Source organism: Amycolatopsis sp. cmx-11-12, assembly GCF_046269425.1.
Classification (GTDB): Bacteria; Actinomycetota; Actinomycetes; order Mycobacteriales; family Pseudonocardiaceae; genus Amycolatopsis.
In genome coordinates this window covers 318,204-337,478 of the sequence record NZ_JADNQM010000001.1, presented here as the reverse complement: position 1 = coordinate 337,478, position 19,275 = coordinate 318,204, and the positions used below count along the sequence as shown (strand labels likewise).

22 protein-coding genes are annotated in these 19,275 nt (G+C 67.8%); 12 read left to right on the top strand and 10 right to left on the bottom strand.

Translation table 11 applies throughout. The features are described 5' to 3' along the window. Positions 1-54: 54 nt before the first annotated feature. Together ACLARN_RS01635 and ACLARN_RS01630 are read left to right on the top strand one after the other, a co-directional pair. Positions 55-579 carry a DUF2020 domain-containing protein gene (locus tag ACLARN_RS01635; protein ID WP_409489496.1) on the top strand — a complete coding sequence of 175 codons (525 nt, stop codon included), beginning with the start codon at positions 55-57 and terminating at the stop codon, positions 577-579. A 168-nt stretch (positions 580-747) separates the two neighbouring features. Continuing rightward, positions 748-1,200 (top strand): DUF6918 family protein, encoded by a 453-nt coding sequence (locus ACLARN_RS01630; protein ID WP_409489495.1) that lies wholly within the window; start codon positions 748-750, stop codon positions 1,198-1,200. Between the two features lie 294 nt (positions 1,201-1,494). On the opposite strand, the gene ACLARN_RS01625 is transcribed toward ACLARN_RS01630, so the two are convergent. Next, on the bottom strand, positions 1,495-2,199 hold the full coding sequence (locus ACLARN_RS01625; RefSeq protein WP_409489494.1) for a hypothetical protein: 705 nt from the start codon (positions 2,197-2,199) through the stop codon (positions 1,495-1,497). 89 nt (positions 2,200-2,288) lie between these two features. On the opposite strand from ACLARN_RS01625, the gene ACLARN_RS01620 reads away from it, so the two are divergent. Together ACLARN_RS01620 and ACLARN_RS01615 are read left to right on the top strand one after the other, a co-directional pair. After that, positions 2,289-2,849 (top strand): peptidylprolyl isomerase, encoded by a 561-nt coding sequence (locus tag ACLARN_RS01620; protein WP_076163882.1) that lies wholly within the window; start codon positions 2,289-2,291, stop codon positions 2,847-2,849. A 52-nt stretch (positions 2,850-2,901) separates the two neighbouring features. Then, a complete protein-coding gene (locus tag ACLARN_RS01615) occupies positions 2,902-3,864 on the top strand; it encodes a rhomboid family intramembrane serine protease (protein WP_409489493.1) in 963 nt (320 codons plus the stop codon). On the opposite strand, the gene ACLARN_RS01610 is transcribed toward ACLARN_RS01615, so the two are convergent. Beyond that, entirely contained in the window at positions 3,855-4,232 is a 378-nt protein-coding gene (locus tag ACLARN_RS01610) for a PH domain-containing protein (RefSeq protein ID WP_409489492.1), read from the bottom strand. The genes ACLARN_RS01615 and ACLARN_RS01610 overlap by 10 nt on opposite strands. Positions 4,233-4,350: 118 nt before the next feature. Continuing rightward, complete coding sequence (crgA, locus tag ACLARN_RS01605; protein WP_005161856.1) at positions 4,351-4,617, bottom strand: cell division protein CrgA; 267 nt, start codon at positions 4,615-4,617, stop codon at positions 4,351-4,353. Between the two features lie 343 nt (positions 4,618-4,960). Between crgA and ACLARN_RS01600 the strand changes: the two genes are divergently transcribed. From ACLARN_RS01600 to ACLARN_RS01590, 3 genes are read left to right on the top strand one after another with little or no spacing between them, the layout of a single operon-like run. Then, a complete protein-coding gene (locus ACLARN_RS01600; RefSeq protein WP_409489638.1) occupies positions 4,961-5,884 on the top strand; it encodes a class E sortase in 924 nt (307 codons plus the stop codon). Further along, positions 5,884-6,039, top strand: a complete 156-nt coding sequence (locus ACLARN_RS01595; RefSeq protein ID WP_409489491.1) for a hypothetical protein — start codon at positions 5,884-5,886, stop codon at positions 6,037-6,039. Before ACLARN_RS01600 ends, ACLARN_RS01595 begins: the two co-directional genes overlap by 1 nt. A gap of 2 nt (positions 6,040-6,041) precedes the next feature. After that, positions 6,042-7,013: an LLM class flavin-dependent oxidoreductase gene (locus ACLARN_RS01590; protein ID WP_409489490.1), complete on the top strand. Its 972-nt coding sequence runs from the start codon at positions 6,042-6,044 to the stop codon at positions 7,011-7,013. Positions 7,014-7,016: 3 nt separating this feature from the next. Here the strand turns inward: ACLARN_RS01590 and ACLARN_RS01585 are convergent, their stop codons facing one another. The 3 genes from ACLARN_RS01585 to ACLARN_RS01575 all read right to left on the bottom strand — a co-directional run bounded on the left by ACLARN_RS01585 (position 7,017) and on the right by ACLARN_RS01575 (position 8,980). Next, the gene (locus ACLARN_RS01585) at positions 7,017-7,409 is read right to left on the bottom strand and encodes an SCO5389 family protein (RefSeq protein WP_409489489.1); all 393 of its coding nucleotides are present in this window, start codon (positions 7,407-7,409) and stop codon (positions 7,017-7,019) included. Positions 7,410-7,519: 110 nt separating this feature from the next. Continuing rightward, positions 7,520-8,254: an ABC transporter permease gene (locus tag ACLARN_RS01580; protein ID WP_409489488.1), complete on the bottom strand. Its 735-nt coding sequence runs from the start codon at positions 8,252-8,254 to the stop codon at positions 7,520-7,522. Positions 8,255-8,269: 15 nt separating this feature from the next. Next, positions 8,270-8,980, bottom strand: coding sequence for an ABC transporter ATP-binding protein (locus tag ACLARN_RS01575; RefSeq protein ID WP_409489487.1), 711 nt, complete (start codon positions 8,978-8,980; stop codon positions 8,270-8,272). 132 nt (positions 8,981-9,112) lie between these two features. Here ACLARN_RS01575 and ACLARN_RS01570 point away from each other — a divergent pair, with 132 nt between their 5' ends. Next, positions 9,113-10,963 (top strand): histidine kinase, encoded by a 1,851-nt coding sequence (locus tag ACLARN_RS01570; protein ID WP_409489486.1) that lies wholly within the window; start codon positions 9,113-9,115, stop codon positions 10,961-10,963. Next, a complete protein-coding gene (locus ACLARN_RS01565) occupies positions 10,903-11,559 on the top strand; it encodes a response regulator (RefSeq protein WP_409489485.1) in 657 nt (218 codons plus the stop codon). Before ACLARN_RS01570 ends, ACLARN_RS01565 begins: the two co-directional genes overlap by 61 nt. A gap of 331 nt (positions 11,560-11,890) precedes the next feature. On the opposite strand, the gene ACLARN_RS01560 is transcribed toward ACLARN_RS01565, so the two are convergent. Next, a complete protein-coding gene (locus ACLARN_RS01560) occupies positions 11,891-13,210 on the bottom strand; it encodes a pyridine nucleotide-disulfide oxidoreductase (protein WP_409489637.1) in 1,320 nt (439 codons plus the stop codon). Positions 13,211-13,321: 111 nt separating this feature from the next. Between ACLARN_RS01560 and ACLARN_RS01555 the strand changes: the two genes are divergently transcribed. The 3 genes from ACLARN_RS01555 to ACLARN_RS01545 are packed head-to-tail and all read left to right on the top strand — an operon-like array spanning position 13,322 to position 15,407. Then, positions 13,322-13,966 (top strand): aminodeoxychorismate/anthranilate synthase component II, encoded by a 645-nt coding sequence (locus tag ACLARN_RS01555; RefSeq protein WP_076163893.1) that lies wholly within the window; start codon positions 13,322-13,324, stop codon positions 13,964-13,966. Then, positions 13,963-14,775: an ATP-binding cassette domain-containing protein gene (locus tag ACLARN_RS01550; protein WP_409489484.1), complete on the top strand. Its 813-nt coding sequence runs from the start codon at positions 13,963-13,965 to the stop codon at positions 14,773-14,775. The genes ACLARN_RS01555 and ACLARN_RS01550 overlap by 4 nt, the downstream gene beginning before the upstream one ends. Then, positions 14,763-15,407: a hypothetical protein gene (locus tag ACLARN_RS01545; RefSeq protein WP_409489483.1), complete on the top strand. Its 645-nt coding sequence runs from the start codon at positions 14,763-14,765 to the stop codon at positions 15,405-15,407. Before ACLARN_RS01550 ends, ACLARN_RS01545 begins: the two co-directional genes overlap by 13 nt. Before the next feature lie 316 nt (positions 15,408-15,723). Here the strand turns inward: ACLARN_RS01545 and ACLARN_RS01540 are convergent, their stop codons facing one another. The 3 genes from ACLARN_RS01540 to ACLARN_RS01530 all read right to left on the bottom strand — a co-directional run bounded on the left by ACLARN_RS01540 (position 15,724) and on the right by ACLARN_RS01530 (position 19,273). Further along, positions 15,724-15,930, bottom strand: coding sequence for a type II toxin-antitoxin system Phd/YefM family antitoxin (locus tag ACLARN_RS01540; protein WP_409489482.1), 207 nt, complete (start codon positions 15,928-15,930; stop codon positions 15,724-15,726). Between the two features lie 68 nt (positions 15,931-15,998). After that, positions 15,999-17,966: a Stk1 family PASTA domain-containing Ser/Thr kinase gene (gene pknB, locus ACLARN_RS01535; protein WP_409489481.1), complete on the bottom strand. Its 1,968-nt coding sequence runs from the start codon at positions 17,964-17,966 to the stop codon at positions 15,999-16,001. Next, complete coding sequence (locus tag ACLARN_RS01530) at positions 17,963-19,273, bottom strand: protein kinase domain-containing protein (protein WP_409489480.1); 1,311 nt, start codon at positions 19,271-19,273, stop codon at positions 17,963-17,965. The genes pknB and ACLARN_RS01530 overlap by 4 nt, the downstream gene beginning before the upstream one ends. Positions 19,274-19,275 lie beyond the last annotated feature (2 nt).

Here is a 19,275-nt window from a genome sequence, read left to right as displayed (position 1 = left end):
GTGATCGATCCGATCTGCTTCACTGGACGCCGCTCTGCTTCACTGGACACCATCATGCGACGTCTTCTGATCTTGCCGCTCGTCGCGGGGCTCCTCGCGGCCTGCGGGCCGACGGAACAGCCGCCGCCCGCGGCGAACCCGACCGCGCCGTCGACCACCCCGGCGCCCCAGATCCCGCCCGCGCCGGAACCCACCGGCAAGGGCCCGTGCCCGTATCTGGGCACCGAGTTCATCTCGGATGCCAACGGGCAGAAGGTCTCCAAGGTCAAGACGTCGGCCGACCAGCCGCATCCGGCCTGTTTCTTCTACGCGCTCAGCGGGAAACTCCAGCTCACCGTGCGCGTCTACGTCGGAGAACCCGCCGTCGCCAAGGCGCTGGTGGACCAGGCGGCACCCATCGACACCTCCAACCCCGCCGACGAACCGGCGGGCTGGAAAGGCGGCTACCAGCCGTCCGGCGAAGGCGCCGTTTACGCCGTCGCGAAAGGTGGGAACGCGGTAGTCGTGACCACCAACCAGAAGCAGAGCGTGAAGGCACGTACGGTGGCGAAGGAGGCTATCGGTGAGCTACAGCTCTAGGTAGTGGTATCCACACGTCAGAGTGAAGTTGATCTTGTACTACCCTGTGCCGCACGCGCGAGGGTTCGCGGGACCCAGCGCAACGCCAGATCCGGCGGAGGCCGCCTCGCGGTGTGGCTCGGCGGCACAAAAGATCATTTCTCCCCATAAGACAAAAGGACAGGTTTCGTGGCTGACACCCTCAAGGAAATCTTGCTCGACTCCACCCGTCGCCCGGCGGTCGTGAGCGACTTCGAAGGCCTCGTCGACGCCGAGGTGTCGGACAAGGGCGGCGTTTCGGGTGCCGTCGTGAAGACCGGCTTCGCCGCCGTCAAGAAGATCAAGCCGGGCATCATCCCCTCCGCCGTCGACGCGCTGCTCGACGACTTCACCGGTGCCCTCGAGCCGTTCTACGGCGACTACAAGGCCAAGGGCGGCAACGACTTCGGCGCCTACCTGGTCGGCCGCGGCGACGAGGCCGCCGACGCGCTCCTGTCGGTCACCGACGCGCGCGCCGACAAGAGCAGCCGCGACAGCATCAAGAAGGTCTACGGCAAGCTGCGCCCGAACGGCAAGAAGAACGTCGAGGAAGCCCTTCCCCGCCTCGGCCAGCTGATCGACAAGCACGCTAGCTTGGTCTAATCGCGCGCTGACGTAAACGCGCCGAAGGGGCGCCCGTTCGCTTTCAACGTTCTGTTGAGAGTGGAGGGCGCCCCTTCATTGCGTTTACGTGGGCCTTCGGCCCGAAAGAGGGCGCGCGACGGTGAAGTCTCGCCGTCGCGCTGGCGCGCTTTCGGCGAGACGAGTCCGCCGGTGCTGTTGGTGGGCGCGTGGTCGTGGGGCTCGGTCCGGTGGGTGTGTGGACGTGAAAGGGCCGTCCAGTGGCCTTGTGGGCCACTGGACGGCCCTAGCGACAAGCAGAAGACGAGTGAGGCGTCAGTTCTTCTTGTCGGCGGAGCTGGGCGAAGCCTGGTGCCCGTTCTTCGGGGTGCCGGGCTTCGGCGGTGTCGCGGGCTTCGCCGGAGCCGGACCGGAAGCGGCAGGCTTCGCGGGAGCGGGCTTCGGCGCGGCCGCCGCCGGAGTGGCAGGCTTCGCGGGGGGAGCGGGCGGAGCCTTCGGAGGGGCAGGAGCGACCGGCGGCTCCTGCTTGGAACGCAGCGCGTAGGCGGCACCGGCGCCCACCACCGCGATACCGATGACCCACGGCCAGCGACGACGCTTACGCGTCCCCTTGGCAGCGGACTTCGCCTCCACGAGCGCGGCCTTGAAATCCTTCTTCGCGGCCTTGAAGTCCTTCTTGCCCCGGCGCTTGGACTCACCGGCGGACTTCGCGGCCAGGATGGCGGCCTTGCGTGCCTTACGGCCCGGCTTCCGCATCTCGGAAAGCCTGGCCAGCGCCTCCTTGCGAGCCGTCTTCGAGCTGCGCTTGAGCTCCTTGCGGGTCAGTTCCGTCTTCTTCGCGAGCTTCTTGCGCGCGCGACGGCTGGTCTTAGCGATCTCACCGGCGCTCTCGGAGAGCTTCTGCTCGGCTACCTCGACGGCGTGGGCGGTGGCTTCCTTACCCACCTCAACCGCACGTTTGCGCAGGCCGAGCGCGCCGGCCTTCGCCGACTCGGTCACCGAATCTGCGGCCCGGGTCATGGCCTTCACCTCATCAATCGTTTTGATTCTGCTTCGTTGCTTGTAACCTATCGTGCCCCTTTTCCCCAGATCTTGCCGCAGATGGCACGATGAAGCTCGTGACTGAAAGCAAGGGATCCCTCATCGGTGGCGCACTGAAGGCCACTCTGCACACCAATCAGGGTGACATCCACCTGAACCTGTTCCCCGACCACGCGCCGAAAACGGTCGCGAACTTCGTCGGGCTGGCGGAGGGCGGCAAGGAGTACACCCAGCCCAACGCGCAGGGCACGAACTCGGGCCCGTTCTACGACGGGTCCATCTTCCACCGCGTCATCGACGGCTTCATGCTCCAGGGCGGCGACCCGACCGGCACCGGCCGCGGCGGCCCCGGCTACAAGTTCGGCGACGAGTTCCACCCGGAGCTCCAGTTCTCCAAGCCGTACCTGCTGGCCATGGCCAACGCCGGACCCGGCACCAACGGCTCGCAGTTCTTCATCACCGTCGCGCCGACCACGCACCTGAACTTCAAGCACACGATCTTCGGTGAGGTCGCGGACCAGGCTTCCCGCGACGTCGTCGACGCGATCGGGCGCACGGCGACCGGTCCGGCCGACCGTCCGCTGCAGGACGTCGTCATCGAGAAGGTCAGCATCAGCCGCGAAGGCTGACAACGCCGATCACAGAGCCGGTTACGGGGGATTTCGGTAGGTTGGTGGCATCGTGAGCCAACCACCGAATCCCCAGTACCAGCAGGCCGCCATGCCCGGCTGCTGGTGGCACCCGAACCGGCCGACCGGGCTGAGCTGCTCGCGCTGCGAGCGCCCGGCCTGCCCGGATTGCCTGCGTGAGGCGTCCGTGGGCTTCCAGTGCACCGACTGTGTGCAGGCAGGCCGGCAGCAGGACCGCGTCCAGCAGAAGCAGTACCGCGACGCGGGCTACGGCGCGACCACGCTCGCCGGCGTCCAGCAGCCTCGGACGGCTCTCGTGACGCCGGCCCTCCTGGCGCTCAACGTCGTCATCTTCTTCATCACGGTCGCGCTGTCCGGCAGCATCTCGAACAACAACATCTCGGAGTTCTTCCAGCTCGGCAACCTGGACAACGCGCCGACGCTCGCGGGCAACGAGTGGTGGCGGATCTTCACCTCGGGATTCCTGCAGTTCGGCCTGCTGCACATCGCGAGCAACGCCTTCTCGCTGTGGTTCGTGGGCCGCCCGCTGGAGCTCGCGCTCGGCAGGCTCCCGTTCACCGCGCTCTACTTCGTGTCGATGCTCGGCGGCTCGGCCGCGTGCCTAGTGTTCTCGGGCCTCGACGCCCTCCCCGTGGTGGGCGCGTCCGGTGCCATCTTCGGGCTCATCGGCGCGTACACGGTCATCGTCATCAAACTCAGGCTCAACCCGACCTGGTTGCTGGTCATCCTCGGCCTGAACGTGTTCATCACCTTCCAGGTGCCGAACATTTCGATCCTCGCCCACGCGGGTGGTTTCGTCGCTGGTCTCTTGGCGACCTTCGCCCTGCTGTACGCCCCGGAAAAGAACCGGCTCCGCTGGCAGGTCGGCGGGATCGCGATCGTCGTCGTGGCGATCATCGGGCTCATCGCCTGGAAGGACGCGCAGACGGTTTCCGCCGCGTACTGCCAGTTCACGCCCTACCAAGGCCAGTCCGTCTACATCTGTTACCGGTAGTACTGACCCTTGAGGGCGGTGAGGACGTCCATGACGTCCCTGGGGTCCTCACCGAGGTCGATCCGGCCGAACACCAGCAGGTGCTCGCCGGATTCGACCTCGAGGGTCAGGCTGTCCCGGCCGAGACGGCGCGTCGTGCGCAGCCGGAGCCGGGCTTCGGTCCAGGAACAACGGTGCGCGCCGCCCACGGTCCTGGCCAGGATCCCGTCGGGACCGGCGGCCAGCCGGGGGCGGAGCAGGGTGCCGTGCAGCGCGAGCGCGCCGACGGAAAGCATCGCGAACCCGGTCAGCACGGTGCCGCCGACGTCGCCGCCGATGGCCAGCCACACCACACCTGCCAGCAAGAACAGGGTGATCGCCCAGGCCATTACCACAACGTTCTGCTGCGGCGCCCATGAGGTGGGGTAGTTATCCACAGGGGTTATCCACACTGGGGATGAGTCACACCGGTGTAATTCGGCGTCAAGCCGCCATCCGGGGTAATGCTCACCGCCACCGCATCGTCATGAGCAACCCGGCGATCATCAGCACGAAGCCGATCGCGAAGTTCGTGTTGCCCAGATCCGCCATGAAGGGGATCTTGTCGCCCGCGATGTAGTTGACGACCAGCCACAACAGGCCGATCAGCATGAGACCGAACATCACGATCTTGTAGAACAGGTTCGACGGGCCAGCGGCCTTGACCTTCACCGGTGTGCGGCGGTCGGTCGGCGGGGTGTACGCCGTCTTCTTGCGGACCTTGGACTTCGGCATCGTGTTCCTCGCGTACTGTTCGGCTTCCCTGGTGGCGATGACCCGCTTTCGGGTGCGCAACCAGCGCCACGTGCACACGTTAACGTAAACGAGCGCCGCTGGGCACCGTCCGGGACCGGTCGATTTCCCGCACTGTGACAATGGTGTCACACACGGTTCGACATTGTGCTGGTTCGACACTGCGGCTTGGTTCGAGACTGAGGAGCTTTGCGTGGCTGAGCGGGAAGAGCCGGGCGGGGACCGACGGCGGTACTCCGAACGTCCACCCGGCGAGGGCCGTCCGGTGCCACGCCGGAGGCCGCAAGAAGGCAGGTCGCCGGGCGGGCCGCCGCCGCGACGCCGGATGGACGGGCCACCGCCGCGCCGTCGTCCCGCGCCGCCGCCGGGGTCCACCGAGGAGACCGTGATCTTCGAACCGGTCGGAGGTGGCACCGCGACCGAGGAACGCCCGCCCGCGGAGCTGGGCAAGGGCGGCGTCGCCATCCGGAGCGTCGGGGAACTCCTCATCACCGCGGGGCTGGTGGTGCTGCTGTTCATGGTCTACGAGGTCTACGTGACCGACCTGTTCTCCGCGGGCAAGCAGTCCGAGGCGAGTTCGGAGCTGGACGGCGACTGGTCGAAGGACCGGCAGTTGCATCCGGATCTGGTCGACGGGAAGGCGTTCGCCAGGATCCACATGCCGGTGTTCGGCGCCGACTTCAACTTCACCATCCAGGAAGGCACCACCGAGGCCGCGCTCGAGGTCGGCCCCGGCCACTACAAGGGCACGGCGCTGCCGGGCGAGCCGGGCAACTTCGCCATCGCCGGCCACCGGGTCGGCAAGGGCGCGCCGTTCAACGATCTGGACAACCTCAGCTCGTGCGACCAGATCATCATCGAGACGCAGACCGACTTCTACATCTACAAGGTGCTGCCCTACAAGGACGAGGTCGAGGGCTGGGCCGCGGGCAAGGGTGCCGACCCGAAGTGCAAGAACGTCGGGACGCTGCGTAACCCGAACGCCGTCGACGGCGGCGCCTACGGCGAGACCAACGGCCGCCGCATCGTGTTCCCGACCAAGGGCGACACGGTGAACCCGGTGCCGTACAAGGATCCGGAGATCCTGCCGAAGGCCGAGCAGGTCTCGCTGCTCACGCTGACGACCTGTCACCCGAAGTTCTCGGCGAAGGAACGACTCATCATCCACGCGGTGCTGGCCCAGCAGGTGCCGAAGAACCAGGTGGGCACCTACGCCGAACTCCTGCCCAAGATCTCGGAGGCGCGCTGATGTACGGCTGGATCTGGCGCAAGCTGCCGGGCCCCTTCGCGGTGAAGCTCATGACGTCGGTCGTGCTGGCGCTCGGGATCGTGGCGCTGCTGATGTTCGTCGTCTTCCCGTGGCTGGAGCCACGTCTCTGGTTCAACGAAGTGAGCGTCCAGTAGGCGTGCGGTTCGGCGTCTTCCTGGTCTCCGGCCGGTTCCCCGGGCAGGAGGACGCCGATGTCCTGCGCAGGTCGGTCGACGCCGCCATCGCCGCCGAACGGGCCGGATTCGACGACGTCTGGTTCGCCGAACACCACTTCATGCCGTACGGCGTCTGCCCGTCCGCGATCACCCTCGCCGCGCACGTGCTCGGCCGCACCGAACGGATCGCGGTCGGCACGGCGGTGAGCGTGCTGTCGATCGCGCATCCGGTGGCGCTCGCCGAACAGTGGTCGCTGCTCGACGCGGTTTCCGGCGGGCGGCTGCGGATCGGCGTCGGCCGTGGCGGGCCGTGGCAGGACCTCGAGGTATTCGGCGCCGGTGAAGCTCGCTACAAAACGGGGTTCGAGGAGAGCCTCGATCTGCTGCTCGCGGCGATGACTTCGAAGACCGTTTCAGCTCACGGTGAGCACTTCAAGTTCCGTGAAGTGCCGATGGTGCCGCGGCCCCAGCGGGCTCCGCGGCTGGTCGTGGCCTGCGGCGATGCCGGATCGCGTGCGGTCCGGCTGGCCGCCGATCGCGGGCTGCCGATACTGCTCGGGCTGCACACCGACGACGACGCCAAGATCGAAACCCTTGCCGCGTACGGGGATTCCGCCGCCGAGCACGTTTCGACGGTGATGTGCCAGGTGGGCGACGACGCTCTGGACGTCGTGCGGTCCGCGTTGCCGGGCTCCCTGAAGGAGGGGTTCGCCGGGCACGTGTACCTCGACGGCAGACGGGGGCTGGACAAGGATCCGGTGTCCTACACCGATCAGCTGTGCGAGATTCATCCGATCGGCGGCGTCGAATACTGCGTCGACAGGCTGGGAACGAGTATCCGGCGTACCGGGGTCTCCCACGTGATCATGATGGTGGAAGCGTCCGGTACGCCGGAGGGAACGCTCGAGAACATCGCGCGGATCGGCGCCGAAGTGCTGCCCGCGTTGCGTTAAGTCCTAGCAGTCACGCAGTTCCGGGCTCTGGTTCAGCAGCTGGCCGCGCACCGAGACGAACGCGCGGTAGCGGTCACTGTCCACATGGGACTTCTTGAACACGGCGACCCGGTGGCAGTTCTGGAACGCCAGCTTCACGCCGAAGTGCCGTTCCAGCCCGCCGCGGATGGCGTCCGAGGCCAGCGCCCGCAGCAGCTGCCCGCGTTCGGCCTCGGTCGGTGGCGGCGTCTCGTTGTCGGCGAACCCGTCGGCCGCGCCGTCGGCCTCCGCGATGACACCGGTGATCACGGTCCAGGCGTAGGGCAGGGAATCCCGGACGCAGGCGACGAATTCGGCGTCGGAGACCTCCCCGCGCTCGGCCTTCTCCAGCAGTGCTGGCGATACATCCAGAGACATCGAACCTCCGAGGGAGACACAGTGAACGTTGGCCGTCTTCCTGACTACCCACCCGCGGCCCGCGCCACAAGAGAAAACGATCATCATCACCACTTTGGCGGAAGCCGTCGTCACTCCCAGCGAAAGAGTTTCGCCGCCACGACACAACTGCCCACCGCGAAAGCCGCCAGAACGGCGAGTTGCAGCGGCTGGGCGCCCGTGCCGGTCCAGGCGTCTTCGAGGGCTTTGACGCCCGGCGGGATGTATGCGCCGATGTTCCGGATGGCCTCCGGAAGCAGCGGACGCGGCAGCCAGACGCCGCCGAGGAACATGATCGGGATGTAGGCGACCATCGCGATCCCGCCCGCGGCGCGGCTGGTCTTGGCGACCGCCGCGGCGATCAGGCCGAGGCCGAAGATCGCGATCGTGCCGAGGACGAACGTCAGCAGGAAGCCGAGTGGGTGACGCGGGCTGGGGACGTCGAAGACGACGCCTGCCGTCAGGAGGAGGATGCCGACCCCGCCGATCGTCACGGTGACGTTGATGATCAGCTGCGCCACCAGCAGTTGGACCGGGTGTACCGGGGTGGTGGCGAAGCGGCGAAGGATGCCCTGTTCGCGGTAGGACGCGATGATCCCGGGGATCGCCTGCAGGCCCATCATGGCCATGGTGAGCACGATCATCGACGGCACCCAGGCGTCGAGGAAGCGCATGCCCGACGCCGTTTCGCTCTCCGCGCGAATGCCTGGGATCACCCCGAGCACGGCCGTGATGGCCGTCGGCAGGACAAGCCCGCCGATGACGAATCCCGGCGTGCGGAGGGCGATTTTCGTTTCGGTGAGGGTGATCTTGGCGAGCGTGTTCATTTCTCGTCTCCTGCTTCAGTCGCGGCCGGTCAGGGTTACGAAGGCTTCGTCCAAAGTGGATTTACCGGCGCGGTCACGGAGTTCGCCGGGGGTGCCGGTGGCGACCACGCGTCCGGCGTCGAAGATCGCGAGGCGGTCGCAAAGGCGTTCGGCCTCGTCCATGAAGTGCGTGACGAGAAGGACGGTGACGCCGGTTTCGCGCACGGTCTCGACGAGCTTCCAGGTGTCGCGGCGGGCGTGCGGGTCCAGTCCGGTGGTCAGCTCGTCGAGGACGGCGACCTCGGGGCGGCCGACCAGCGCGAGCGCGATCGAGACGCGCTGCTTCTGCCCGCCGGAAAGCTTGCCGAAGTACTGGTTCCGCTGCTCGGTGAGACCCAGTTTCGCGAGCAGGTCGCCGGTGTCGGCGGGGTTCGCGTAGAAGGACGCGTAGAGGTCGAGTGCCTCGTGGACCTTGATCTTGTCCGGCAGGCGGCTCTCCTGAAGCTGGGAGCCGAGGCGCTGCCGGAGGGCGTTGTGGTCCTTGCCGGGGTCGAGGCCGAGGACCGACATGGTGCCGGAGTCCGGCGTTCGCAGTCCCTGGAGGCATTCGACGGTGGTGGTCTTGCCGGCGCCGTTGGTCCCGAGGATCCCGAAGATCTCGCCCTGTTCCACGTGGAACGAAACGTCGTCGACCGCGACGCGCTCCCCGTACGTCTTGCGGAGGTTGCTGACTTCGATGAGTGGCATGCGAAAAACGTTATGGCGCAGCGGATCGGGCCAGAATGGCGCTGAAACCACAACCGGGGTGGGGCTGGGCCCACCCCGATCGGGGGCCTGCGGTCACTGCGTCGGACGGGGGTGGTGAGCGAGACTTCTCGCATGATTCGCAAGTACCTCACCTCAGTGCGCCGCGGCCTCGTGCTCGCGGGCCTGGCCCTGGTGAGCTGGCTGGATCTCCTGCTCGTGCTGGTGGGGTTCTGCCTGCTCTGCGCGGGTCTGGTCTTCGCGTACACGCTGGCGCTGGAGGGGGCACGGCCGCGCGCCGCCCTCACCCGGCGGCTGGCCGGGCGCTGGTGCGGTATCGACGTCGAGTCGCCGTACCGGCCCGCTCCGCCCGAGCCGGAACGTGAGCGCGATGGCTGGTACCGCGAAGGGAACAGCCTGTTCAAGCGGTCATGGTTCATCAAGTGGACCAAGCGGTTCGAGTGGATCTCCGACGATCCGGCGACCGGACGCGATCTCGGCTGGCAGCTGTGGAATCCCTTCGCCGGCCTGCTGCTCGTGCCCGCCGTTCTGCTGACCGGGCCGCGTGCGCTCCGGCTGTACGGGAAGTGGACGCGCTGGTGGCTCGGGCCTCGTCCCGCTCGCAGTGGGGACGGCTGGGTCAAGGCGAGGCTGAAGGCGCTGGGATTCCAGCTGGGCCTGTTCGCGCTTTCGGCCGCACAGCTCGGGATGGTGATCCCGACGCTGCTCGGCCTGATCTGGCCGGCGCCGCTGTTCCCGGCGCTGGTCGTCGCCGGTCGCACGGTGACCGACACCCTGCGCCGCGAGGCCAAGAACTGGACCGGCGTGCGGATCGACCGTCCGTACCTGCCGGAGCCGCCGTTCCCCGTCCCGCGGGCGGACGGGATGTACCAGCACGGACGTCAGTTGTACGACACGCCGTGGTGGCCGGCGCGGCTGGCGCGCTGGCGCTGGGCGATGTCCGACCGGGCGACCTGGCGCGACATGGCGGCCGCGGCGGTCAACTCCGTGGTGCTGCTGCTGATGGCGGTGCCGACCGCGGCGCTGGTGTTCTTCGGCTTCTGGGGCGTGCTGGCGCTGTGGGTCTGGCGGCCGATCGGCCAGTGGACGGGCACCTCGTGGTCGACCACGAACTGGTTCTCGATGATCGGTCTGCCCGAGGCGACCACGCACGGGCAGGCGCTCGCGCTGACGCCGGTCGCGGTGGCGGCCTTCATCGCAGGGCTGGTCGCGACGCCGTGGCTGGCGCGTCAGGAAGCGCGGTTCGCGAAGCTGCTGCTGGGGCCGACAGAGGCTTCGCGGCTGGAGCAGCGCGTCGAGCGGCTGAAGCAGACGCGGACGGACGCGTCGGTCGCGCAGGCCGCCGAGCTGCGGCGGATCGAACGGGATCTGCACGACGGGGTCCAGTCGCGACTGGTCGCGATGGGGATGAAGCTGGGTGCCGTCGAAGCCCTGATCGACAGCGATCCGGCCGCGGCGAAACGACTGGCCGCCGAGCTTCGGCAGACGTCGTCCGAGACGTTGACCGAGCTGCGGCTGCTGGTGCGCGGGATTCACCCGCCGGTGTTGTCCGAGCGCGGTCTCGGTGACGCGGTGCGGGCGATGGCCCTGGACAGTCCGCTGAGGGCTTCCGTGAACGGTGTGGTGCCGCGGCTCGAGCAGCCCGCGGAAGCGTGCGCGTACTTCGCGGTCAGCGAGTTGCTGGGCAACGCGGCGAAGCACGCCGACGCTCGGCGAGTGTCGATCGAGCTGGGTTACGACGACGATCTGCTGCGGATCGAGGTGACCGACGACGGGAAGGGCGGCGCGAACGCGGCCCGGGGCAGCGGGATTCGCGGGATCGAGCGCAGGCTGGGCATGTTCGACGGTATTTTTGCTCTGACCAGCCCGCCCGGCGGGCCGACGAAGGCGACCATGGAGATCCCGTGCCAGCTCGACCCCGATGTGTCGTCGCCGAGGACCAGTACCTCCTCCGAGACGGACTGACGCATCTGCTGACCGCGCACGGTTTCGACGTCGTCGAGGCCGTCGGGACCGGGCCGGAACTGGAACACGCGCTGCGCGAACATCGTCCGGACGTCTCGGTCGTCGACGTCCGGATGCCGCCGACGAACACCGATGAGGGCTTACAGGTCTCGCTGGCGGTGCGGCGTGACCTCCCCGGGCTGCCGATTCTCGTGCTGTCGCAACACGTCGAGCAGCTCTACGCGCGGGAACTGCTGGCCGACGGCGCCGGTGCGATCGGCTATCTGCTGAAGGACCGGGTCTTCAACGCCGACCAGTTCATCGACGCGGTGCGGCGGGTGGCGGGCGGCGGGACCGCGATGGATCCCGAGGTGATCGCGAAACTGGTGGCTGGCAACGCCTCCGACCCCCTCTCCGCGCTGACCCCTCGGGAACGCGAGGTGCTCGGGCTGATGGCCGAGGGCTGCTCGAACGCCGCGATCGCCGGGCGGCTGCACTTCAGCGAGGGGGCGGTGGGGAAGCACACCGCGAACATCTTCGCGAAACTCGGCATCGTCGCCTCGGACGACACGAACCGGCGGGTACTCGCGGTTCTGGCCTACCTGGGCTCGCCGTGAAGGCCTCCTTCCCTACCTTGAGCGTCAGGGCCCCGGCAAAGTCGAGATCTTGCAGGTCAGTCGGCTATTCGCCGCCTGTGTGAGGCTGACGGTGAAGGAATTGGGACGTTGAGTGTCCCAATTCCTTCATCGTCAGCGGTCACACCGGTTGCGGAGCCCCCTGAGCGGGGAGGATTCCGGACGTTGAACGTCCGGAATCCTCCCCGCTCGACCCTTTCGGGCACTAGCGATGTCAAGCCCGGATTACCAAGAGCAGCGCTGACCAGCAACTCTGCGACTTTGCCGGAACCCTGACCTTGAGCGTAGGGAAGGAGGCCTTCACGGAACGGGTTCAGTCCCTCGAGATCCGAGTCATTTCGTCGCGTTCCACGACCTTGACGCGGTCCCGGCCGTGCGGGGCGCCAAGGGACTTCTCGTGGGCGTCGAGTTTGCCCCAGCCTTCCCAGGTGGTGAAGGGAACGCCGCGTTCGGTGAGGAAACCGAGGATCGCGTCGGGGTCGGCGACCACCGGGGCCGTCAGGTTGTCGGCGTCGGCCAGCAGGCTGGCGATCGTCTCGGCTGCGTCACCCTTGGTGTGGCCGATGAGGCCGACCGGGCCGCGTTTGATCCAGCCGGTCACGTAGACGCCCGGCACCTGGTCCTCGTCGATGTCCAGCACCCGGCCCGCCTGGTTCGGCACGGTCCCGGTGGTGTGGTCGAACGGGATCTCCGGCAGGTGCGACGACAGGTAACCCACCGCGCGGTAGACGGCCTGAACATCCCAGTCGTGGAATTCGCCGGTGCCGCGCACGGTGCCGTCACCGGTCAGTTCGGTGCGTTCGGTCCGCAGCCCGGTCACCTTGCCCTCGGAGCCGACGATCTCGCACGGCGAGTGCAGGAAGTGCAGGTGCAGCCGCTTCGGCCGGTCGCCCTGGTCGCGGATCGCCCACTCCTGCAGCGTCTTCACGACCATGTCGATCTGCTTCGACGCCCGCAGCGCGGTGATGCTGCCTTCGTCGAACTCGATGTCCTCCGGGTACACGATGACCTCGACGTTCGGCGAGTGGTCCAGCTCCCGAAGTTCGAGCGGCGTGAACTTCGCCTGAGCCGGGCCGCGGCGCCCGAACACGTGCACATCGGTGACCGGGCTGGCCTTCAGACCCTGGTAGACGTTGTCCGGGATATCGGTGCTGAGCAGTTCGTCCGCGGTCTTCGCGAGAATCCGCGCCACGTCGAGCGCCACGTTCCCGACGCCGAGAACGGCGACCGAGGTCGCGTTCAGCGGCCAGGTGCGTGGGACGTCCGGGTGCCCGTCGTACCAGGAGACGAAGTCCGCGGCGCCGTAGCTGCCGTCGAGGTCGATCCCGGGGATGTCGAGGCCGCGGTCGGCCATGGCACCGGTCGAGAAGATGACCGCGTCGTAGAACTGACGCAGATCGTCGAGTTTGAGGTCGGTCCCGTAGTCGACGTTGCCCAGCAGCCGGATGTTCGGCTTGTCGAGCACCTTGTGCAGGGCGGTGACGATGCCCTTGATCCGGGGATGGTCGGGCGCGACGCCGTACCGGATCAGCCCGAACGGCGCCGGCATGCGCTCGAACAGGTCGATCGTCACGTCGGCGTCGGACTTGTCGAGGATGTCGGCGGCGTAGATGCCGGCCGGACCGGCACCCACGATGGCTACACGAAGAGAACGGCTCACCCCTACCACGGTAAGTTAGGTTGCCCTAACAATCATTGTGATCTGGCGTACGGTCCACCTGGTGGGAGCCGCTAAGCTGGCGGCATGCGCGTGCTCGTCGTCGACAACTACGACAGTTTTGTCTACAACCTGGTCCAGTACCTGGCCCAGCTCGGCGCCGACTGCACCGTCTGGCGCAACGACGTCGTGGAGATCGACAAGCTCGGCGAGTTCGACGCGGTCCTCGTCTCTCCCGGCCCCGGAACCCCGGAACGTGCTGGTCAGAGCATGGACGTCGTCCGCGAATGCGCCGAAAAGCGGATCCCGATGCTCGGCGTCTGCCTCGGTCACCAGGCCTTGGGCGTCGTCTTCGGCGCCACCGTCGACCGCGCGCCCGAACTGCTGCACGGCAAGACCAGTCAAGTCCACCATTCGGGCACCGGAGTGCTCGCCGGACTCCCCGGCGAATTCACCGCCACGCGATACCACTCGCTGACCGTTTTGCCGGAAACCATCGACGACACCGTGTTCGAGATCACAGGCCGCACCGAGTCCGGTGTCGTGATGGGGATGCGGCACCGCGAGCTGCCGCTCGAGGGCGTCCAGTTCCACCCCGAGTCCGTGCTCACGCAGGGCGGGCACCGGATGCTGGCGAACTGGATGGCTTCGGCCGGGCACCCGGTCGCCGACGCCACGGTCAACGAACTCGAACAGGCGACCCGGGCGCTGCAGAAGGCCGCTGCTGCGTGACCTCGCTGATCCGGCTCGAAGGAGTCGGTAAGCGCTACGGCCGCGGCGAACCCGTGCTCGTCGACGTCGACCTCGACATCCCGGCGGGTCGCGTGCTCGGCATCCTCGGCTCGAACGGCTCGGGGAAGTCGACGCTGCTCAGAATCCTGGCGGCACTGTCCCGCGAGACCTCGGGAACCGTCGTGGGCAGCCCGCGTGCCGGTTACCTGCCGGACCGTTTCCCGGCCGGGCAGCGAATGAGCGCCAAGGCCTACCTGCGGCACATGGCCCGCATCGACGGACTTGTCGACTTGTCGGCCATCGACCCCTTGCTGGACAGGCTGGCGCTGGTCGGCGGGCCGGACGCGCCCTTGCGGACGCTGTCGAAGGGCAACGCCCAGAAGGTCGGTCTCGCACAGGCCGTCCTGGCCGAACCGGATCTGCTGATCCTCGACGAACCTTGGTCCGGACTCGACGTCGAAGCCCACACGGTGCTCGGCGAACTCGTCGCCGAGACCAGGGAACGCGGCGCGAGCGTCGTCTTCACCGACCACCGCGCGGCCGCCGTGCACGCCCACGCCGACGACGTCTACCGAATGGACGCGGGGCGCCTGATCCGCGTCGAAACGGCCGCGAAGGCCGAAGCCGCGACAAGGATCGTGCTTCACGGACCCGGAGGCGACTGGTCGGCGGAACCCGGTGTCAGCCAGGCCGTCGCCGACGGCGAAAGAGTCGTCCTGACCGTCGAAGCCGGGCACACGGACGCGGTCCTGCTGCGCGCGCTCAACCGGGGTTTCTCGGTCCGGGAGGTGGCGCCGTGCTCGCCATGACCCGCTACTACCTCGCACTGCTCGGCCATTCCCAGCGCTATCTCCCCGCGGTCCTCGCCTACCTCGCGGTCAACACCGTGCTCTACACGGATCCGAAGTCGCCGCTGCTGCCGCAGTACGGGATCAGCGCGGGATCGCTCCTGGTGGTCTCGTGCTGGCTGACGATCGCGATGCTCGACGTCGAAGACCCGGTCCAGCGGCTGGTGACCTTCAGCCACGCGCGACGCTGGCGATCGGTCCTCGGCGGCGCCACGCTGGCCGTCTTCGGCTGCGCCGTCGCGCTGATCGTCGTGACACTGGCGTGGTCGGGGATCCGGTCCGGCGGTTTCCCGATCGGCACCCTCGCCCTCGGCGCCGCGGCGCACGCGTTGTGCGCGCTGTTCGGGATCGCGATCGGCCTGCCCTGTTCACGGCTGCTGGTCCCGCGGATCGGCTGGTCCGTACTGGCGGCGATCTTCGCCCTCGCCGCCGTGCTGCTGGTGAAATGGCTGCCGCTGGCCAATCCGCTGCTGCGTGCCCTGACCTCGCAACAACCACTGGCGGGCCCGTTCACGGTGGCGGTGGTAGCGGCCGTCGCCGCCTTGCTCGTGAGCGCGACGGCCGTCGGACGACTGCTTCGCCGCAACGCCTGATGCCCGCGACATCGCCATGAGCGCCGCGCGGACGCACCTGATCGGATCGTCCCGCAGTACCTCGGCCGCACGGATTTCTTGGACCGGCTCGAATCGCTTGCCGGAGTCCTCCGCCGCTTCGCCGACCGAACCCAGGCTGCCGCCGAGCCCGCACACGTCGAGGCGGACGAAATGCTTGGCGGGCCCGAAGAACTCGCGGCGATGTACGACCGCCTCGTGACGCTCGTCGACACGAGGCCACAGGCGAAGGTCGTCTGGACCAACGCCGGGCGGATTCAGCAGGCCTATCAAGGACTTCTCAGCAGAACCGCTTCTGTCACTGGTCCGGCTCTCCCGGGCCACGGTGCGGGTCAGGATCCGCCGCGCGATCGACGTTCGCGAAGGTGGGCTTCTGGCTGCGCGACACGATGTCCGCGACAGGCATGCCGTTGCGCATGAGAACGAAGCTGTCGCCTTCTTCGATGGCACGCATGAGGTCGGGTGTGCCATCACGCAGCTCGCGTTGAGTGATGTGCCGGACCATTCGCTCATTATCGCGGCATGAAAAGGGCCCCGCACGAAACCGTGCGGGGCCCTTTCCTCAGCTGTCGATCACGGGGGCGGGAGGATCCCCGACTTGGTGGGCGACGTCGTCGGCGACTCGTCGCCTTCGTAGATGAACAGCGTGATCGGCGCGTTCTTCGCGACCTTCGAACCGGCCTGCGGGTTGGTCTTGCTGACCTTGCCCGCGTCGTCCCGGCCGCCGGACTTGTCGGCCTGCGTGTTCAGCTGGCCGGACCAGCCCAGTTGCTGCAGCTGCTGAGTCGCCTGGTCGTCCGTCATGCCCTTCAGGTTCGGCATGTCGAAGGTCTCCTGGCTGCCGTCCGACACCGTCAGGTTGACCACGCTGCCGACCGCGAGCTTGCCGCCGTTCGGGTTCTGGTCGATGACGGTGTCCTTGGGCTCGCTGGAGCTCGAAGTCTTGGTCGACGGCGTGAACCCGGCCTGCCTCAGTCCGGCTTCCGCCTCGCTGCGGGTCTTGCCCTTGTAGTTCGGGACCGTCTTCAGTTCCTTGGACTTCCCGATGGTGATGTCGACCTTCGAGCCCTGGTCGACCTCGGACTGCGCGCCCGGGTTCTGCGAAAGCACCTTGCCCGCGTTGTTCGGCTCGTCGGTCTCCTGCTCGGTGGTCGCGCCGAGTTTCAGCCCGGCCTCGGTCAGCGCGCTCAAGGCCTCGGCCTGCGTCTTGCCCTTGAGGTCCGGAGCCTTGATCTTGCTCGGCTTCGCACCGACGGTCAGCGTGATCTTCTCCGTGGTCAGCGTCATCTGACCCTGGGCGGGGTTGATCGCGATGACCTTGTCGATGTCGTTCTCGTCGCAAGCGGGCAGGCCATTGACGGCCTCTCCGGTGCAGGGGACCTTCTTGGTGGCCTCGAACGAGATGAATCCCGCGTCACGCAGCGTGGTCTTCGCCGTCGCTTCGGACTGGTTGAGCACGTTCGGGATCGCCTTGCTCTCCACGCCGGTGCTGGTGAACGCGTTGGACAGCCACATGATCAGCAGCACCACGGCCGCCAGCGAGACGACGAGGCCGGCGATCAGCCAGGCGCGACGCTTCTTCTTCGCGGCCGGATCCTCGGCTTCGTCCTCGTACTGGTCGTAGCGCTGCGGCACCCGGCGGTCGGAGTCCATGACCTGGGTGCGCTCGTCCTCCGACATCACCATCGGCGCGGACGGCCGCTGGCCGGACAGCGTGCGGACCAGGTCCGAACGCATCTCCGCCGACGACTGGTAGCGGTTCGCCGGGCCCTTCGCGAGCGCCTTGAGCACGACGGCGTCGAGCTCGGGTGTCACAGCCGGGTTGACCGACGACGGCGGGTTCGGGTCCTCCCGGACGTGCTGGTACGCCACCGCCACCGGGGAGTCGCCGGTGAAGGGCGGCTCGCCGGTGACGAGTTCGTACAGCACACAACCGGCGGCGTAGACGTCCGAACGCGCGTCGACGGACTCACCGCGGGCCTGCTCCGGCGAGAGGTACTGCGCCGTGCCGATCACCGCGGCGGTCTGCGTCATCGCGGACTGCCCGTCGTGCATGGCGCGCGCGATGCCGAAGTCCATCACCTTGACGGCGCCGTTCTTCGTGATCATCACGTTCGCCGGTTTGACGTCGCGGTGCACGATGCCGTGCCGGTGCGAGAAGTCCAGCGCCGCGCAGACGTCGGCCATGACCTCCATGGCCCGTTTCTGCGACATCGGGCCTTCGGTCTTCACGATGTCCCGCAGAGTCCGTCCTTCGACGAACTCCATGACGATGTAGGGCAGCGTGCCGAACTCGGTGTTCGTCTCGCCGGTGTCGTAGACGGCGACGATCGCCGGGTGGTTCAGTGCCGCCGCGTTCTGTGCCTCGCGCCGGAAACGTTCCTGGAACTGGGGATCCCGCGCCAGGTCGGCACGCAGGATCTTGATCGCCACCTCCCGGCCCAGGCGCACGTCGTGGCCGTGGTGGACCTCGGACATGCCTCCGTAGCCGAGCGTGTCGCCCAGCTCGTAGCGGTTGCTGAGCAGTCTTGGTGTGCTCATCTCTGCGTGCCGTTCCATTCCGTCCAAGGTTTGCTGCTCATCATTCCTGGATTCGCCTGTCCGGCCGACTCCTCGGTGCTGCCCTCCGTCGGCACCGCGGGGTACGCGGATGTCGGTGAAGGACCTACAGACTTCTTACCCGGAGCCGGTGCCTGTTCACTCGTATCCACGCCGCCCGACTGTTGTCCGTTGCCCGAACCGACCAGTCTCACGATGAGGAAGGCTCCTGCCACCAGTACTGCGATCAGGATCACCGCGAGCAGCACCCACCAGCCCCATTGTGACCGTTTGCCGGGCAGGCGGCGGACCGCCATCGGGGGCGGGCCGGTGACCGGGTGCATCGCCGGATGCGACGCCGGTCCGACCGCCACCATCGGGTTCGCCGTCGAATGCGGACCGGGCGGCCCTTGCTGCGGCATCACGGGTGGCTGGCCCGCCACGTAGGCCACGTTGACCAGCCCCGACGGCGTCGGCAGGGGAAGGCCCGCGCGGACCGCGGCAACAGCGGCCGCGAATTCGCCGCCGCTGTTGTACCGCTGTCTCGGATCCTTGATCAGGGTCGCCTCGATGACCGCGCGGGTGCCCGGGGGCACGTCCGGCGGCAGCGGCGGCGGGAGATCGCGGATGTGCATCATCGCGACGGTCACCGCGTTCTCCGAAAGGAACGGCCGGTGCCCGGTGAGACATTCGTAACCGCACACGGCCAGCGAGTAGACGTCGCTCGCCGGTTCGGCGTTGTGCCCGAGTGCCTGCTCGGGGGCGATGTAGTGGGCGGTGCCCATGACCATGCCGGACCTGGTCACCGGGGCGGCGTCGGCGGCCTTCGCGACGCCGAAGTCGGTGATCTTCACCTGCCCGGCCGGGGTGACCATGATGTTGCCCGGTTTGACGTCGCGGTGCACCAGACCGGTTTCGTGCGCGGCCTGCAACGCGTTCCCGGCCTGCTCGAGGATGTCCAGGGTGCGCTCGGCGTTCAGCCGTCCTTCGCGGGTGATGATCGCGGCCAGCGGATCGCCTTCGACCAGTTCCATCACCAGGTACGCGATCGACAGCTCGTCCGCGACCGTCTCGCCGTAGTCGTGCACCGCGGCGATGCCCGGGTGGTTCAGCGACGCCGTCATCCGCGCCTCGGTCCGGAAGCGGTGCAGGAACTCCGCGTCGCCGGACAGCTCGGCCTTGAGGATCTTGACCGCGACCGTCCGGTCCAGCCGCGTGTCACTGGCCTGCCAGACCTCGCCCATCCCGCCGACGGCGATCCGGTTCGTCAGCTTGTACCGGTCGGCCAGCAGCTGACCCGAGGACAGCATGC